Source organism: Halomonas sp. EF61 (genome assembly GCF_040147045.1).
Taxonomy (GTDB): Bacteria; Pseudomonadota; Gammaproteobacteria; order Pseudomonadales; family Halomonadaceae; genus Halomonas; species Halomonas litopenaei.
In genome coordinates, this window is the sequence record NZ_JAMSHM010000001.1 from 1,642,838 (window position 1) to 1,659,775 (window position 16,938).

Sequence of the window (16,938 nt, forward strand, 5' to 3'; positions counted from 1 at the left end):
GGCCTGTCGGCGCGATCACCGGGCGGTAATGAGATGGACATGACGCAACTCGATTCCTCTTCGGCCGCGCCCGCCAAGGCCACCACCCGTCGCCGCGACTGGTGGGCCGTGGTCAGTGTGATGGCCGGCATCTTTCTGCTGGTGACCGCCGAGCAGCTCCCCATCGGGCTGTTGTCCCAGCTCGCTTCCTCGCTGGACGTCAGCGAGGGCAAGGCGGGTTTGATGATCACCGTGCCCGGCGTCGTGGCGGCGTTCGCCGCGCCGCTGTTGCCGGTGGCGGTGGGGCGCCTCGATCGCCGCTACCTGCTGACCGGGCTGATGGCCTTGATGGCCCTGGCCAGTGTCCTCGGTGCGTTGATGGACAGCTTTGGCTGGCTGCTGGCCACCCGGGTGCTGATCGGCTGCTGCATCGGCGGCTTCTGGGCCATCGCCGGCGGACTCGCCGGCAGGCTGGTGGCGCTCGAGCAGGTGCCGCGGGCGATGTCGCTGATCTTCAGCGGTGTCGCCGCGGCCACGGTGCTGGGGGTGCCGGCGGGGACCTGGCTGGGTGATGTCAGCGACTGGCGCACCGCCTTCGCCGCTCTTGGCGGGCTGAGTGTGGTGGTGTGCATCGGGCTGTGGCGCCTGTTGCCGAGCCTGCCCGCCCGCAAGCCGGTACGACTGGCGAGCCTTGGTGGCCAGCTCAGGGTGCCCGGCGTGTGCATCGGCGCCCTGGCGACCGCGCTTATCGTGGTCGGCCACTTTGGCGCCTATACCTTTGTCAGCCCGATCCTGCAGCGTCTTGGCGGGGTAGCGCTGGGCGATGTCTCTCGCCTGTTGCTGCTGTTCGGCGCGGCGGGGCTCGCCGGCAACTTCATTGCCGGTAGCCTCGCCGGTCGCCGGCCCTACCTCACGGTGCTGCTGATACCCTTGGTGCTGGCGGCCACGACTCTGGCCTTTCCCTGGCTGGGTATCCGCCCGTTCAGCGCCACGGTGTTGCTGATGCTGTGGGGGCTGGTGTTCGGCGGTATCTCGGTCAGCCTGCAGACCTGGATCCTGCGCTCGGCCACCAATCCCGAGGCGGCCACCGCCATGATGGCCTTCGTGTTCAACCTGTCGATCGGCCTCGGCGCCCTGTCCGGCGGCCAGGTGGTGGATGCGCTCGGACTATCGGCGGTGCTGCTGGCGGCGGGAGGGCTGTTCGTGGCGGCGGCGCTGCTGATCGCGGTGACCCCTGCGCGGGTGGTCAGCCGGCAGGAAACCAGGCCGCCCGGGACGACGTCGCGGACTTGATCCCGGGCATGGCGCAGGGCGTCAGCCCTTATGGCGAGTCGTGGCAGAGGGTAACCTCGGCTCGCTTTCGTTCTTGTTGTTTGATGATGGACTTACCGTGAGTCGAGGAGCCTCGATGTCTTCTTCCCTTGTTGTGCCAGCGAGCCTGCGTGGCTGGCTGGTGCTGGTGGCGGCCGTCGCCGTCTTTGCTGCGGGTATCTGGCCCGTGATCGCGCTGGTCAATCAAGCGCGGCTGGTGCTGGGCCTGCCGGCGCTGGTGGCCTGGAGCTACCTGATCCTGGTTGGCTGTACGCTGACGATGCTGCTGGGCAACCGTCTGCTCCATCGAGGTCAGGACGAAGCCGGTGAGCACGCTGGCAATGGCGATACGCGCACAAGGATCGGAAAGGTGGGAGAGGGCGAGGTCGACGATGAGTGAGTGGTTGCCGCTGAGTCTGACCCTGGGCTACGTCCTGCTGGCCCTGGTCATCGGCCTGGGCGGTCGCGCCGGGCGCTCGTCGAACGCGCTGGAGGAGTGGGGCGTGGCCGGGCGCAGCATGGGCCCGGTCACACTGTATCTGTTGATCGCCGCCGGCAGCGTCAGTGCCTACACCTTCATGGGGGCGCCGGGCTGGGCCTACGCCAAGGGCGTGCCGGTGTTCTACGTGGTGGTCTACCTGGGCTATCTGGCACTGGTGGCCTGGTACTTCGGCCCCCGGGTGTGGGCCTTCGGTGCCCACTTCGGCCATGTTACCCAGGCCAGTGCCATCGCCGATCGTTACCAGAGCCCGGGGCTCGGTGCGCTGGCGGCGCTGGTGATGGCGATCGGCTCCTTGGCCTACGCGGTGCTGCAGACCATCGGCTCGGCCTACATCCTCAACGTGATGAGTGGTGGGCGCATCCCGATCTGGCTGGGTGTGGTGATCGTGCTCGGCGCCATTGCGGTCTATCTCACCCTGCGCGGACAGCGTGCCATCGGTCGTACCAACGTCTTCCAGGGCATATTGATGTTCGCGGTGGCCTGGTCCGTCGGTCTGTGGGCCACCCACAGCGCCACCGGTCAGTGGGGATTTGACGAGGTGTACCGTCAGGCCCTCGCCGAGCGCCCGGCGTTTCTGACCCTTCCCGGCGCCGGTGGCGACATGAGCTTTGCCTTCTGGACCACCTCGATCATCGTCTCGATGCTGTCGTTCATGCCGCCGGTGTGGACCCAGTGGATGAGCGCCACCTCGGCGCGCACCCTGCGCCTCTCTGCCACCTGGCTGCCCAGCTACTATCTGGTGATCCTGCCGCTGGTCACGGTGGGCTTTATCGGCGTCTTCGCCCTGCCGGGGCTCGAGCGTGCCGATACCGTGGTGCTCGAGTACGCCATGGCCAACTTGCCAGTGCTGCTGGTAGGCCTGCTCGGCGCCGGTACCCTGGCCGCCTCGATGTCCTCGTCCGAGCCCTTTATCCACTCGGTGGCGCTGAGCCTCAGCCGCGACGTGATCGGACCCTGGGCCGGCTTCAGCGATGAGCGTGCCGGGCGCTGGGCCAAGCGCTTGATCGTGCCCTTGATGGCGCTGGTGATTGCGCCGCTGGCGATCGCCGAGCCGGGGAGCCTGGTGATGATCCTGCTGATCGGTCTCGGCTTCGCCTCCCAGGTGCTGCCAGCCTTCATCGGCATGTTCTTCTGGCCCCGGGCCAACGCTCGCGGCGTGACCGCCGGCATCCTGGCGGGCTTTGTGGTGACGGTGGCCTGCATCACCCTGTGGCCGCATCCGCTGGGCATCCATGCCGGCTTCTGGGGGCTGTTGGTCAACCTGCCGGTGTTCGTCGTGACGAGCCTTGCAAGCGCCCCCACCGATGAATCAGTGGTCGAGCGCTTCTTCCGTCTGGCGGCGCCGGCCTGGTCCCAGAAGCGGTGGGGAGCCCACCGGGAAGAGCGTCAGGGTCGAGGGACAAGAGGTAGGGCGGTAGACAACGGGGTATGAGCCCTGGCGCCCGAGGCGACAGCGAGCGCGTCCTGGGGGGCGCTCAAAGTGGCATGAAAAAGGCCCCTGCTGGGCAGGGGCCTATCTGGGCAGTGCTTACTTCGCAAGTGCTTGATTGGCGAGGGCCTGTCGGTCAGCGCCCTCTTGCGTCGAGACGCCGATCAGCGCTCGATGGCGAGCGCCACGCCCTGACCGCCACCGATACACAGGGTAGCAAGGCCCTTCTTGGCGTCGCGGGCGATCATCTCGTGGACCAGGGTCACCAGCACGCGGCAGCCGGAGGCGCCGATCGGGTGGCCAAGGGCGATGGCACCGCCGTTGACGTTGATCTTGTCGGTATCCCAGCCGAGTTCCTTGTTGACCGAGATGGCCTGGGCGGCGAAGGCCTCGTTGGCCTCGACCAGATCCAGCTCATCGATGCTCCAGCCAGCCTTCTCGAGGCAGCGGCGGGTGGCCGGGGCCGGGCCGATGCCCATGATCGCCGGGTCGACGCCGGCGTTGGAGTAGGCCTTGATGCGTGCCAGCGGCTCCAGGCCGAGCTCCTTGGCCTTTTCGGCGGAGCACAGCATGACCACGGCGGCGCCATCGTTGAGCGAGGAGGCGTTGCCGGCGGTCACGCTGCCGTCTTTCTTGAACGCCGGACGCATGGTGCCGAGTTTTTCTGCGGACACTTCGCGCGGGTTCTCGTCGGTGTCGAAGACCACCGGGTCGCCCTTGCGCTGGGGAATCTCGATCGGCACGATCTGGCCCTTGAAGCGGCCTTCCTTGATCGCGGCGGCGGCCTTCTGCTGGGAGGCGGCGGCGAAGGCGTCCATCTCCTCGCGGGTGACACCGTACTTCTCGCCGAGGTTCTCGGCGGTGATGCCCATATGGTAGTTGTTGAAGGCGTCCCACAGGCCGTCATGGACCATGGTATCGATGGCCTTCCAGTCACCCATGCGCTGGCCGTTGCGTGAATTGGGCAGCACGTGCGGGGAAGCCGACATGTTTTCCTGACCGCCGGCGATGATCACCTCGGCGTCGCCGAGCATGATCGCCTGGGCGCCCAGATGCAGGGCCTTGAGGCCGGAGCCGCAGACCTTGTTGATGGTCATGGCGGGCACGGCGTCGGGCAGGCCTGCCTTGATGGACGCCTGACGGGCGGGGTTCTGGCCGACACCTGCGGTCAGCACCTGCCCCAGCAGGACCTCGTCGACCTGTTCCGGCTTGACGCCGGTCTGTGCCAGCACGTCCTTGATCACGGCGGCGCCAAGGTCGCTGGCGGGAATGCCGGCGAGGGAGCCACCGAAGGCGCCAACGGCGGTACGGCGTGCAGCAACGATCACCACTTCTTGCATGGAGTGTCTCCTGACTTTAAGGGGCTGTCCCGTCAGCATAGGGAGCCTTGTGCAACGCGGCAATCCCTGTGTGCCCGGTTTCGACGGGGGACTTTAGTATAGCGATCAAGATCAATTCGCGAGCCGTTGTGGTCAATCGCGCATAGAGCACCGACGATCGCTAAAGTAGCAAAGAGTGGCGAAAATACCTCCGGTTGGTCTGGGGGGCCTGGACGAGTGTCTCGCAGCGCCCTGGCCCGGTCACTCGGTGGCGGCGACGCCCCGCTGGTGACCTCGCCGCTCCAGGCTCAAGCGCTCGATGGCCGTCACCAGCTCGCTGGCGTGGGTGATGGCGATGGCGCCCTCCGGGGTGTGCTCCTCGTCGGGAAAGTGGTTGATGTGGATGACCTGCATGCCGGCCTTGAGTCCGGCTTCCACCCCCACCGCAGCGTCGTCGATCACCACGCAGTTCTCCGGTTCGGCGCCCATGCCTTCGGCGGCGGCGAGGTACAACCCGGGGTCCGGCTTCCATACCTGCAACTCGTAGGCGCTGTAGAGGTTGTCGCCGAAGTGCGGCGCCAGTCCACTGGTTGCCATGGCCAGGCGGATCTTGGCCAGCGGTCCGTTGGAGGCCACCGCCTTGGGGTAGCCGGAAAGCGCTGCAAGGGCTTCCGGGATGCCCGGGACCGGGGTCAGCTCGGCCTTCATGCGCGCGGCCATGTTGCCCCGCAGGCGAGCCTCCATGACGTCGCGCCGGGCGTCATCGAGGGCGCCGAAGCGTTGCTCGAGTTCGAGCACGATGTCGAGAAAGCGCACGCCGCGAAACTCCTCCATGTACTGCTCGGGCGTGAACGGCAGGCCGAAGTCGGGGAAGGTCTCGGCCATGGCCCGGGCGAGCAGCGGCTCGCTGTCGACCAGGGTGCCGTCGGAGTCGAACAGCAGGCAGAGGGGGGCGGTGGTGTCGGACATGGATACCTCGCGGGAAGAGGGGGATTCAGCGCGTCAGCACTTCGTCATTGACCGGGCTCAGCGGGCGTTCACCCTGGAGCGCCAGGCGGATATTGTCCACCGCGCGCTGGGCCATGGCGGTACGCGTCTCGTGGGTGGCCGAGCCGATATGGGGCAGGGCGACCACATTGGCCAAGTGCGGCAGCGGTGAGTCTGCGGGCAGCGGCTCCTGCTCGTAGACGTCGAGGCCGGCGGCGTGCAGGGTGCCGTCTTGCAGCGCCGCGATCATGGCGGCTTCGTCTACCACCTTGCCACGGGCCAGGTTGACGAAGATGGCACCGGGCTTCATGCGCAGGAACTCGGCGGCGCCAAAGAGCTTTTCGGTCTCGCGGGAGAGCGGCACGGTGACGCAGACGAAATCGGCCTGCTCGAGCAGCTCTTCCAGCTCGCGGCGCTGGGCGCCAAGTTCTCGCTCGAGCTCGGGCTTGGGTGAGGCCTTGGTATAGAGGATCTTCATGCCGAAGCCCAGGGCGCCGCGGCGGGCGATGGCGGCGCCGATACGGCCCATGCCGACCATGCCCAGAGTCTTGCCGTGGACGTCGCTGCCATAGAGCGGCTTGCCGATGCTTTCCTTCCAGTTGCCCTGCTTGACCAGCTCGGCCAGTTCGACGGCTCGCCGTGCGGTGCTCATGATCAGCAGAAAGCCCGTATCGGCGGTGGTCTCGGTCAAGACGTCAGGGGTGTTGCACAACAGGATGCCGCGGCGGGTCAGCTCGTCGACGGGATAGTTGTCGTAGCCCACCGAGATGCTGGCGATAGCCTCGAGGTTCGGCGCCCTGTCGAGCAGCGAGGAGGTGATCTTGAGGCTTGAACCAACCAGGCCATGAGCCCGTGACAGGGCGTCGACAAAGGCAGGGTCCTCGGTATGCGAGACGCCCGGCAGGTAGTCCACGTGGAACTCCTCGCGCAGGGCGTCGAGCTGCTCTTGGTTGATCTCGCGAAATACCAGGATGCGTTTGGTCATGGGGTGCTCTTGTTGGTGTAGCTGTCGTTGTATCTGTCGTTGTCGCTATTGTTGCAACGAGAATGGACCTTTGTCGCACAACAGGGGGGAGTCTGTCTTGTCGACCTGCCCAGGGAGGTGGGAGTGCCAACGCAGGAGGCTGGCCAGGATCGGAGCCCACCGCAGGCTTTCCTTCGGTGGGCCATCGTTGCGTCTACGGGTCAGGCGTCCTCGAGCTGGCTCAGGCGGCTGCGGTCGGGTAGCCCTTCCATGTCGCCCGGTACCTGGACCTGCTCGGCGCCGATCAGGTTGGCGCGCTTGAGCGCCTGGCGTGGATCGAGACCATCGAGCATGGCGCTGACGAAGCCCACGGCGAAGCCATCCCCGGCGCCGACGGTATCGACCACCGTCTCCACCGGGACACCGGCCACGGTGAAGGCTTCGTCTTGCCCTGTCAGGGTGCCGCGGTAGTAGCTGCCCTCCGGGCCTAGCTTGATCACCACGGCGTCTGCACCCTGATCCAGGTAGAAGCCGGCGATATCGTGGGCGCTGGTCTGGCCGGTCAGCAACTGGCCCTCGGACAGACCGGGCAGTACCCAGTTGGCCTGGGCGGCCAGGCCGTTGAGGGTGTCGCGCATCTCGCTTTCGCTGGCCCACAGGGTCGGACGCAGGTTGGGATCGAAGGACACGCTGGTGCCATGCTGGCGGGCCTTTTCGAGCAGAAACTGCGAGAGTTCACGGCAGCTGGCGGACAACGCCGGCGGAATGCCGGTAGCGTGCAGATGGCGCAGGGTGCTGAAGTCGACGTCCTGGGCGTCGGCCGGCGACAGCTTGCTGGCGGCGCTGTTGTGGCGACGGTACTCGACTCTGGGGTCCGCGCCACCCACCGCGCGCTCCTTGAACACCAGACCGGTGGCGTGCTCGGCGTCGGTGATCAGGTGGCGACAGTCGAGGCCTTCGCGCTCCAGGCTCGCTCGCAGGTAGCGGCCAAAACAGTCGTCGCCGACCCGGCTGAGCCAGCCCACCTTGAAGCCCAGCCGTGACAGGCCGATGGCCACGTTGGTGTCGGCGCCGGCGCAGCTGCGCGAAAAGCGCTCGACCTCGGCCAGGTCGCCAGGTGCGTCGGCGGCGAACAGGGTCATGGCCTCGCCGAAGGTAAGGATGTCGGGGGTTGGGTGGTTCATGAGGTTCTCTCTGAGGTGGAAGACGAGGAAGACACTGAGGAAGGCTCCACAGTGACGGAAGCGTTGGCAGGAGGCTGAGTAGAGCCCCTTGGTATCAGCGTCGGGGCGAAGGTCGCACGCTGCGGCGCCTGCCGAGGCCCGACGGCACGGGCGCGCAGGCAGTCGACGGCGGCCTGACCGATGGCACCGGTGGGCTGGGCCAGGGTGGTGATGCCCGGTTCGGTCAGGTCACACCACTCTAGCTCGTCGATACCCATCAGCCCGATCTCTCCCAGGAGGTAGCCGAGGGCCTTCATGCGTCGGGTCAGTGCCAGGGTTACCTGGCCATTGGCGCAGAGGATCGCCGGGCGGGAATCGCCTGCGCTATCGACAAATCGAGCCAATGCCTGGTCCAGGCGTTGGCGATCGCCAAGCTCGATGACCAAGGTGTCGCCGGATAGCGAGCCGTCACGGCAGCGCTGGTTGAAGCGCTCCAGACGAGCCTGACGAGAGCTGGCCTGGGCCGGCGGTTCGGTAATGAACAACAGGCGCCCGTAGCCCTGTTCGCGCAAGTGCGCAATGGCCATGTCGATGGCGGCGTCGTTGTCGAGCCCTACCTCGTTGGCATGGACGTCGGCGAGGCTGCGATCGAGCAGTACCAGCGGCGTGCCGCTGTCGGCCAGCTGGGCGAGGGCGTCGCTGTGGCGGCCGGTCGCGTTTACCACCAGGCCCTCGATACGGTAGGACGACAGCAGCGCCAGCTGCTGGCGCTCCTGCTCGAGGTCGTTATCGCTGTTGCACACCATCAACGACAGTCCCGCCTGACGACAGGCCTGTTCGACGCCATGCATGATCGCCACCGAAAAAGGATTGCGGATATCGGCCACCAGCATGCCGACCAGGCCGGAGGGGCCTCCCTTGAGGCCCCGGGCCATGGGGTTGGGCTGGTAGCCCAGCGCTGTGGCGGCAGCGACGATACGCTCGCGCATGGCCCCGGACAGCCGTTCTCGCTCACCGCTGTAGTAGCGCGAGACGCTGGTCTTGGAGACGCCAGCCTGGCGGGCGACTTCGAGGATGGTGGCGGGTCGAGGGCGGTCGTTCATGGATGGGCTCTTGGATGGATTGGCAACGCCCGTTGACTAGTGTCGCCAGCATGCCCTGACGAGTTCAGCAGAGCAGGCAGGGCGATGCGAGAGCGACAGAACGGTGAAATACGTCATGGGAACGTTCCCATTGGCTAGCAAGCTTAGGTGCTTCGAGCCCGAGCCGGCAACCGGGCGTGCCTTAGACAAAGGTCTTGAGGTGATGCACATCAATGAAAAGGCCCGACTGTTGTCGGGCATTCGGGGAAACGGTGGCGGCCGCTAACCGCTGGAGAGCATGGCGTGTCTGTCGCGATCCTTCTGCAGCCGTGAGATGACCGTCGGCAGCTGGAACATGCTGGTGATCATGTGGGCGCCTTCGGGTGTTTCTTCGGCATCGGCGAAGCGATTGAGGTGGACCACGGTCATGCCTGCGGCCAGGGCCGCGTTGACTCCGACGATGGCGTCATCGATGGCGATGCAGTCCTCAGCGGCGAAGCCCATGATGCTGGCGGCATGCAGGTACAGGCAGGGGTCCGGCTTCCAGCAGTTGGCGGTGTAGCCGCTGAACAGGCGATTGCCGAACACCTCGGTCAGGCCCACGGTGGCAAGTGAGGTGCGCACCTTGTTCTCGGGGCCGTTGGAAACCACGCCCATGGGGTAGTGTGACAGCGCGGCGAGGGCCTCGGTGGCACCGGCGATGGGGGTCAGGTCGGTGGCCAGGCGGCGGTTGAGGTTGGCGCGCATGCTCGCTTCCAGCACCTCGAGGTGGTCCGGATCGACCTGACCATGTTGTGCCTCGAGGGTGGCGACGATATTGCGAAAGCGCGCGCCGCGAAAGTCGCCCATATAGTCCTCGGCCCGGAACGGCAGTCCGGCGGCGGAGAGGCTGACGGCCATCTCGGCGGCCAGCAGGGGTTCACTGTCCACCAGGGTACCGTCACAGTCGAACAGCAGGCAGAGGGGGCGAGCCATGGAGGCGACCTCGCGATTCGTTGCGTTATCGAACAGTGTTGCAGATTTCTGCGGAGTCTGCCTGTGTTCGAAGTCGAAAACCACAATTTTTGAACACTGTTTTTTCACGCTGCGCAGTCCGCACTATTGCGGTGCGGAAATGGGGGATTTGAGGCGGCGAGGACCTCTTCGCTATGCTGAAACACAGCGGTGTTCGAAACACCACATTCTCGGGGCGGGATGGCCCCGGCCATGGTTCAAGGAGGTACTCATGAAAGAAGAGACACTGTGGTCCATCGTGGGGTCCGCGGCCGCGGTGGGGGCCAGCGTGATGTCACGCAAGGCCGCCAAGCGTGCCTATCAAAAGGTATCGGACAAGGAACCGCCGGAAAATCCGGATCGCGACGACGTCGAGTGGCGCGAGGCGATCCTGTGGGGAGCCGCCACCGGCGTGATGGTCGGCGTGGCCCGCGTAGTGGGCCGTAGCGCCGGGCGCAAGGCGCTGGACAAGACCCGCAAGGGCGGGCGCTCTACCAGGCTGCTGCCCGGCAAGCGTTGATCACACTACAGCAAGGGGCGTCGCCCACCGCCCCTTCCTGGGTCAACCCGCCATGCCCTTGAGCACCTGGGCCGCGATGTGACCTGCTTCGCTGTGGTCGGGGACCGCCATGAAGGTGCTCTGGGAGTAGGCGGGGGCGGGATAGCGGTAGAAGCCTTCGCCACTGGGCAGACCGAGCTTTCCGCTGGCAAGAAAATGCTGATGGAGGAAGTCGGCGTTGGCCCGCATTTCGTCGTTGTCGTTGACCTCTCCCCAGTGGTGGCTGACGTCGAAGCACGTCTTCATGCCGATGATGTCCATCATGCCGCAGGGCCCCGCTGCAGAGCTCCACATCTTCATGAAGGTGCGGTCGATCATCTCGGCGCTGCCGACGCCCTCACGCAGCAGGGTCAGGGAAGCTGTCAGCAGTGGCACCAGCCAGCTGTTGATCAGATAGCCGTTGCGCGGCTTTTCGACCGGGATGGGGATCATGCCGATGTCGATGGCGAAGCGCGTAACCGACTCCAGGGTAGTGAGTGATGTGCGTGGGTGAGCCATCACCTCGGCCACATTCATGATCCACAGCAGGTTGGCGAAGTGCAGCGCGCAGTAGCGCTCCGGGCGTCCGCTGTCATCGGCGAAGTCGGCGGGCAGCAGGGTCGAGGAATTGGTTGCCATCAGGGTCTCGGGGCCGAGCAGCGGTGACAAGGTCCGGTACAGCTGGCGCTTGATCTCGGGATCTTCGGGTACGGCTTCGATCACCAGTTCGGCGTCGGCCACCGCTTCGGCCAGGTCGCTGGTGTAGGCGAGCCGCGCGCGGGTGGCGGCGATGGCTTCGGGCTTGGCGCCCACGTCGGCCTGATAGATGCCGGCGTAGTGGTCATGGCTTGCGCGGCAGCGCTCCAGCGCCGTGTCGTCGATGTCATAGACGATGACACTCTTGCCCTTGAAGGCGCTGTGCCAGGCGATCTGGCCACCCAGGACGCCGCCACCCAGCACGCACAGCCTGTGTGGTCCATTTTCGAGAGAAGAGGAAAGGCTCGGGGTCATGTTCTGTCTCCGTGTTGGATCAGAATCTTGGCGTGATCTCCGGGATGGCGAAGCGTCTCGAAGGCCGCAGGGACCCCGTCGAGGGTGACGCGGTCGGTGATCAAGGGGGCGGCGTCGAGGCGGCCGTCGGCGAGGTCGGTGAGGGTGGCAGCGAACTCCTCGGGGCGGTAGCCGAACGAGAAGCTGAGGTCCAGCTCCTTGCCAATACCGACGATCGGCTCGATCTGGTCGGTCTGCATGCAGACGCCGACCACCACCAGCCGACTTCTTGGTGGCAGGTCGAGCATGGTTCGGGCGATCAGACCGGGCACGCCGACACACTCGAAGGCCACGCAAGGCCTGGGCTGAGCGCCGATCGACAGCATTGCCGTGGGGCCGTACATGTCGAAGCCCTGTGGCGCTTCTGCGGCCTCGAGCCAGCAATCAAAGGGGGCACGTTCGGCCGGATCGACAACGATATCGGCACCCAGGCACTCGGCCAGTTGGCGCCGATGGGGGGAGAAGTCGGTGGCCACCACCGGGCCAAAGCCGGCCGCCTTCAGCGCCATCACCACCGACAGGCCGACCGGACCGCAGCCGATCACGATCGGCACTTCGCCTCCGGCGAGCCGGGCTCTGGCGACGGCGTGGCGGCCGATGGCCAGTGGCTCGGTCAGTGCCGCCAGTTCGCTGGGCAAATCGCCGGGCACCTCCAGCAGACTGTGTTCCTGAAGGCGCATCAGCTCGCCGAAGCCGCCGGGGTAGGCGTTGGCATAGCCGATGTGATGAAAGCCTTGGGCGTTGACCGCGTAGGGCACCGAGCAGACGCGGGTTCCGGCCTTGTATCGCTTGTCGCTGCCGGTGCCGTGGTCGAGGATCTCGGCACAGAATTCGTGGCCGAAGACCACGCCCTGGTCCGGTTCGAAGGCTACTGGAACGCGGCCCTTGCGAAGCCCCGCCAGCGCATCGTGACAGTGATCTGCCATGTGCAGATCGCTGCCGCAGATACCGCAGGCCAGGGTCTTGACCAGCACTTCTCCCGCTTCCGGCGTCGGGTCGGGCAGTGACTCGAGGCCGAGTCGCTCGTTGCGCAGGACGATCGCGCGCATGGGGAATCTCCTTGGCGTCGATGACGGGCCCCGCGGCACCTGCCTGGCGGGACACATACCGAGCGCAATTGTTGTAGGGAGTCTTGTCGATTGACGCCGCGTGGAGGCGTGATCTTGGCGGGCTAGCGCGGCGCGTCGGTGTAGTGCGGTTGGGGAGGCGTGACATAGCGCGCCGGGTCGAGGCCGCGCTCGGTGATCAGCGCATCGATGAGCCCCATGATGCTGCTGGCGTCCATCAGCCCCAGATAGTTGCCTTGCTGATCGAAGTTGACGTTGGCGCCCTCGACGACCATGAAGGTGTCGGTGATCCCGTCATTGTCGGCGGGAGTGGCGAAGGTATGGATGGAGCCGCCGGGCTCGTACAGGTAGCAGCCGGCGGTCTGGGGTTGATCGGGATACTCGAGATAGTGCCAGCGTCCCGACAGGGTGAAGAAGTGCACCGTACCGGTGTGGTAGTGCTTGGGCAGCACCACACCGGGTTTGAACTTCACCCGCAGCACCCAGACGCCGTTGTGCGGGTCGAGAAACAGCGGCTGGACGTCGACGCCGGGGATGCCTGGCAGCGCGTCTTCATAGATGGGGAGTTCCTGGGTATCCAGGGTCAACAGGGCATCATGGGTCGAAATCTGGAAAGGAAATGGCATCTTGTTGTCGCTCTTGTCGTGGATGGATCAAAGAAACGTCTTCGAAGCATCATCCTCGTCTGCAAGACATCCTCCGATTTGACATTTGATGACAAGGATTTGACCTTGCACGACACTCAGGGCTAGACCTTAGATGGAGAGGGCCAGGCCAAGCGCGCTGGAGGCAAGAGCCCCAGGATCAACCGCCTCGAAAACGATGAACCGCTTCGAAAATTGAAGAGAGAATCAGCATCCGAGCAACGTAGGTGGTAAGGAAGTCAGGCTGAGGGAGAGAGCATGGCCGACTATTCGCGAGCGTCGTCACTGCACGGTTTCGCCAACTTCGCGCGCCAGCAGGGCATCGACCCCGAGGCCCAGCTTGCCAGGGTGGGACTATCGCTCTCGTTGCTGGAGTCGCCGGAAAGCATCATCGAGTTCTCGAGTCTGGCGATGCTGCTCGAAAACTGTGCCGAAGCATCCGGAGATTCGCTGTTCGGCCTGAAGTTCGGCCAGTACCAGGGAGTCGATATCTTCGGACCCTTGCTCTACCTGATTCAGAATGCCGCCACGGTCGGCCTGGCGCTGGAGGCGCTGGCAGATCACTTTTCCGCCCACTCGAGCAGTGCGGTCATCGACATCGAACGTGGCCCCCGCCAAGCCTTTCTCAGCTACACCATGGTGGGGGGCGGGGCGGCTCCCGGTCGCCAGATCAGCGAGTTGCCGGTAGGCGTCGGCCAGCGCCTGCTGTCGTTGCTGCTGGGGCCGCAGTGGCGTCCCAGGGCCATCTATCTGGCGACGTCCCCCAGCGTGCCTGCGCTCCTGTATCAACGTTTGCTGGGGGTGGTGCCGACCTTCAACAGCCCTTCCGATGGCTGGCTGCTGGAATGTTCCGACCTCGAGCGTCCTCTGGTGACCGCCGACGGACGTCTGCATCGCTTGATGGAGCAGTATCTGACCTATCGGCCGGAACAACTCCCTCAAGATCTGGTCGATGAAGTGTCGTGGCAAATCCGTCAGCAGCTGGGGCAGGGGGGCGCTGGACTCGATGACATCGCCAGGCGACTGGCGCTGAACCCGAGAACGCTGCAGCGACGTCTGGCCACCAGGGGGCGATGTTTCCAGGATCTGGTCGATGAGGTCCGCAGGCAGTTGGCGATTCATTATCTTCGGGAAACGTCGCTGCCGTTGACCGATATCGCGAATCTGCTGGGCTACTCCGAGTTGAGCGCGCTGACGCGAGGTTGTCGCCGCTGGTTTGGGGTTGCGCCGAGTCGCTGGCGCCAGCACCAGCGGCGGAGATCGAACGGCGCAGGTTAGGCGCTGGTCTTCGAGTCGGCAGCCCGGGTGGTGGGCGCGAGGCGATTGCGCTGAAGTGCGCTTAGGTTATCGCTTCAGCACAGCTGCAGCCGGGTGTGGTCCGAAGGATGTGTTTCACTCTCCATGGGGACGGCCCGTGTACCCCTGATGTGGCCATGCCAAGGGGCGCCCAGGTCTTGGTGGACACTAGACTTGTTGCTGCTGACATCACTGTCATCAAGGTTGCCATCAAGAGAGCTATCACCATGAGCGAAGGAGAGGCGCGACGATGACGCCGCTATGGAAGGCATATCGGTTTACGCGCCGCGAGCAGCATGCCGCGGAAGCGGCCAGATCACGGGAGTCGCTGATCCAGATCCTGGATCGCGCCCGGGACGAGGACGTGTCGCTCAATCCGCGTCCTTCCTCCACGATTCTGGCGCTGGGGCTTCTCTGCCTGTTGCTGGGCACGCTCGGCTTTATCATCACCCTGGCGGGAGGGCTCTCCTGGCCGTGGCTGATTCCGCTGGCGCTGGTCGGGGCAGCCTTGCTGGGTTTCGACTGGCACGCCACCGAGCGGGTGGCCGCCTTCCTGCGACTGTTGGTGCGGCGTGCGGCGGAGCTCGACTTTCGACTGGCCGAGCCCGATGTCGATCTTGATGCGATGCTGACGACGCTCCGGCGAAAGATCACCGACTTTCAGCGTACCTATGCGGACAATGGCGAGCTTGAGTACTGCCGCAGGGCTGCTGATGAGCGCGTCGGTGGCGAATACTGGGTCTATCGCTTCGCCTATGACGAGGGCATGGACAAGGACCGTCGGACCTATCATCGCAACGGCCTGATCTGCGATCTCTTCGAGGTGGCGGCGGTGGATCTTTGCAACCCGCGAGAGGGCAAGTGGCGACTGTTGCACCACGGTTCCACCGGCGAACGCTGGGGAGAGGGCGCCTTTTCTCGCTACTTCGTCGCCTGCACGGCGGAACATGACGCCCTGGCGGCGTTTCTTACCGATGATGTCGTTGACTGTCTCGTGCGTCTTGCCCGCAGTTATCCGGAACTGAACGTTCAGGTCACCCGGGATCATCTGCTGTGTCTGACCTGGTCCGGCGAAGACCCCTACGCGCGGTTATTCGAGCCGGTCTCGGTGGCGACTCCCGCACTGCGCGCTCCCTTTACCTCGAGCCAGGCGCCGGGAGAAGACCCCGATGAGGTTTATCGGGCGCTTGAAAGGCGACTGCGTGCTCCGCGCCATCTCACCGCGCTGGAGCCGCTGCTCAATGCCATCGAGGACATTCGCGCCGAGCTACCGGTGTCCTCGGCCCGCACGGAGGCCAATATTCCGTTGCGGCGACGGCTGGAAGAGTCTACCTGCTGACACCTGACGAGCGGTTTGGTGTTGTACCAGCGGCGCACAACGAAACGCCCCAAGCCTTGCCGGCATGGGGCGTTTTGCGTTACCGCTGCGGGAACCTGATCGACGCTTACTTCACCTTTGGATCAAGTTCACCTCGGGCGTAGCGCTCGAACATGCCTTCCAGGCTGATCGGCTTGATCCTGCTGGCGTTGCCGGCGGTGCCGAAGGCTTCGTAGCGGGCGATGCAGATGTCCTTCATGGCGCTGACGGTAAGCTTGAGGAACTTGCGCGGGTCGAACTCTGCCGGGTTCTCGGCCAGGAAGCGACGTACCGCACCGGTCGAGGCCAGACGCAGGTCGGTGTCGATGTTGACCTTGCGCACGCCGTGCTTGATGCCCTCGACGATTTCTTCCACCGGGACGCCGTAGGTCTCGGGGATGGCGCCACCGTTGGCGTTGATCACCTCGAGCCACTCCTGGGGCACGCTGGAGGAGCCGTGCATGACCAGATGGGTATCCGGGATGCGCTCGTGGATTTCCTTGATACGCTGGATCGACAGGGTGTCGCCGGTGGGCGGACGGGTGAACTTGTAGGCGCCGTGGCTGGTGCCGATGGCGATGGCCAGGGCGTCGACGCCGGTGGCCTTGACGAAGTCGGCGGCCTCTTCCGGGTCGGTCAGCAGCTGGTCGTGGCTCAGCTTGCCCTCGGCGCCGATGCCGTCTTCCTCTCCGGCCATGCCGGTTTCCAGGCTGCCCAGGCAGCCGAGCTCACCTTCTACCGAGACGCCACAGGCGTGGGCCATCTCGACGGTGCGGCGGGTGACGTCGACGTTGTAGTCGTAGTCTGCCGGAGTCTTGCCGTCCTCGCCCAGGGAGCCGTCCATCATCACCGAGGAGAAGCCGAGCTGGATCGAGCGCTGGCACACAGCGGGGCTGGTGCCGTGGTCCTGGTGCATGACCACCGGAATATGCGGAAACTCTTCCACGGCGGCCAGGATCAGGTGGCGCAGGAAGGGGGCGCCGGCGTATTTACGGGCGCCGGCGGAGGCCTGCAGAATCACCGGGGAATCGGTGGCGTCCGCGGCTTCCATGATGGCGCGAACCTGCTCGAGGTTATTGACGTTGAAGGCCGGCACGCCGTAGCCATGTTCGGCGGCGTGGTCCAGCAATTGGCGCATACTGACGAGTGCCATGGAGGTACCTGATTCTTGAAGAGGTCGAGAGCGCGATGCTGTCGCGCCCATGTCGCTTGGGTTGTCAAAGGGCCGGCGATGGCCGGCCCCGGGGCTTAGGCTTG

Annotated in this window: 16 protein-coding genes; 6 read left to right on the plus strand and 10 right to left on the minus strand. The window is 65.3% G+C overall.

Going from position 1 to position 16,938, the window contains the following annotated elements:
• Window positions 1–39 precede the first annotated feature (39 nt).
• The 3 genes from NFI08_RS07190 to NFI08_RS07200 all read left to right on the plus strand — a co-directional run bounded on the left by NFI08_RS07190 (window position 40) and on the right by NFI08_RS07200 (window position 3,224).
• On the plus strand, window positions 40–1,272 hold the full coding sequence (locus tag NFI08_RS07190; RefSeq protein WP_253028440.1) for an MFS transporter: 1,233 nt from the start codon (window positions 40–42) through the stop codon (window positions 1,270–1,272).
• A 115-nt stretch (window positions 1,273–1,387) separates the two neighbouring features.
• Complete coding sequence (locus NFI08_RS07195; RefSeq protein WP_205254740.1) at window positions 1,388–1,690, plus strand: hypothetical protein; 303 nt, start codon at window positions 1,388–1,390, stop codon at window positions 1,688–1,690.
• On the plus strand, window positions 1,683–3,224 hold the full coding sequence (locus tag NFI08_RS07200; RefSeq protein WP_349588324.1) for a sodium:solute symporter family protein: 1,542 nt from the start codon (window positions 1,683–1,685) through the stop codon (window positions 3,222–3,224). Before NFI08_RS07195 ends, NFI08_RS07200 begins: the two co-directional genes overlap by 8 nt.
• A 161-nt stretch (window positions 3,225–3,385) precedes the next feature.
• Here NFI08_RS07200 and NFI08_RS07205 read toward each other — a convergent pair whose 3' ends face one another.
• The 6 genes from NFI08_RS07205 to NFI08_RS07230 form a co-directional block, all read right to left on the minus strand.
• Window positions 3,386–4,561 (minus strand): acetyl-CoA C-acetyltransferase, encoded by a 1,176-nt coding sequence (locus tag NFI08_RS07205; RefSeq protein ID WP_045992260.1) that lies wholly within the window; start codon window positions 4,559–4,561, stop codon window positions 3,386–3,388.
• 240 nt (window positions 4,562–4,801) lie between these two features.
• Window positions 4,802–5,509 (minus strand): HAD family hydrolase, encoded by a 708-nt coding sequence (locus NFI08_RS07210; protein ID WP_349588327.1) that lies wholly within the window; start codon window positions 5,507–5,509, stop codon window positions 4,802–4,804.
• A gap of 25 nt (window positions 5,510–5,534) precedes the next feature.
• Complete coding sequence (locus NFI08_RS07215) at window positions 5,535–6,512, minus strand: 2-hydroxyacid dehydrogenase (protein ID WP_349588330.1); 978 nt, start codon at window positions 6,510–6,512, stop codon at window positions 5,535–5,537.
• A gap of 200 nt (window positions 6,513–6,712) precedes the next feature.
• Window positions 6,713–7,675: a sugar kinase gene (locus NFI08_RS07220; protein WP_349588333.1), complete on the minus strand. Its 963-nt coding sequence runs from the start codon at window positions 7,673–7,675 to the stop codon at window positions 6,713–6,715.
• Complete coding sequence (locus NFI08_RS07225) at window positions 7,672–8,757, minus strand: LacI family DNA-binding transcriptional regulator (protein ID WP_349588336.1); 1,086 nt, start codon at window positions 8,755–8,757, stop codon at window positions 7,672–7,674. Before NFI08_RS07225 ends, NFI08_RS07220 begins: the two co-directional genes overlap by 4 nt.
• Before the next feature lie 261 nt (window positions 8,758–9,018).
• Entirely contained in the window at window positions 9,019–9,711 is a 693-nt protein-coding gene (locus NFI08_RS07230; protein ID WP_045992255.1) for an HAD-IA family hydrolase, read from the minus strand.
• 250 nt (window positions 9,712–9,961) lie between these two features.
• Here NFI08_RS07230 and NFI08_RS07235 point away from each other — a divergent pair, with 250 nt between their 5' ends.
• Window positions 9,962–10,249: a DUF4235 domain-containing protein gene (locus NFI08_RS07235; protein WP_162816540.1), complete on the plus strand. Its 288-nt coding sequence runs from the start codon at window positions 9,962–9,964 to the stop codon at window positions 10,247–10,249.
• Window positions 10,250–10,291: 42 nt separating this feature from the next.
• Here the strand turns inward: NFI08_RS07235 and NFI08_RS07240 are convergent, their stop codons facing one another.
• From NFI08_RS07240 to NFI08_RS07250, 3 genes are all read right to left on the minus strand, one after another.
• Complete coding sequence (locus tag NFI08_RS07240; protein WP_108450001.1) at window positions 10,292–11,278, minus strand: 3-hydroxyacyl-CoA dehydrogenase; 987 nt, start codon at window positions 11,276–11,278, stop codon at window positions 10,292–10,294.
• Entirely contained in the window at window positions 11,275–12,366 is a 1,092-nt protein-coding gene (locus NFI08_RS07245) for a zinc-binding dehydrogenase (RefSeq protein ID WP_108450000.1), read from the minus strand. The genes NFI08_RS07240 and NFI08_RS07245 overlap by 4 nt, the downstream gene beginning before the upstream one ends.
• 122 nt (window positions 12,367–12,488) lie before the next feature.
• Window positions 12,489–13,010, minus strand: coding sequence for a 2,4'-dihydroxyacetophenone dioxygenase family protein (locus NFI08_RS07250; protein ID WP_108449999.1), 522 nt, complete (start codon window positions 13,008–13,010; stop codon window positions 12,489–12,491).
• A 276-nt stretch (window positions 13,011–13,286) separates the two neighbouring features.
• On the opposite strand from NFI08_RS07250, the gene NFI08_RS07255 reads away from it, so the two are divergent.
• Together NFI08_RS07255 and NFI08_RS07260 are read left to right on the plus strand one after the other, a co-directional pair.
• The gene (locus tag NFI08_RS07255; protein ID WP_108131769.1) at window positions 13,287–14,306 is read left to right on the plus strand and encodes an AraC family transcriptional regulator; all 1,020 of its coding nucleotides are present in this window, start codon (window positions 13,287–13,289) and stop codon (window positions 14,304–14,306) included.
• A gap of 268 nt (window positions 14,307–14,574) precedes the next feature.
• Entirely contained in the window at window positions 14,575–15,663 is a 1,089-nt protein-coding gene (locus NFI08_RS07260) for a hypothetical protein (RefSeq protein ID WP_108449998.1), read from the plus strand.
• A 106-nt stretch (window positions 15,664–15,769) separates the two neighbouring features.
• On the opposite strand, the gene fba is transcribed toward NFI08_RS07260, so the two are convergent.
• Entirely contained in the window at window positions 15,770–16,834 is a 1,065-nt protein-coding gene (fba, locus tag NFI08_RS07265; RefSeq protein WP_045992249.1) for a class II fructose-bisphosphate aldolase, read from the minus strand.
• Window positions 16,835–16,938: the final 104 nt, after the last annotated feature.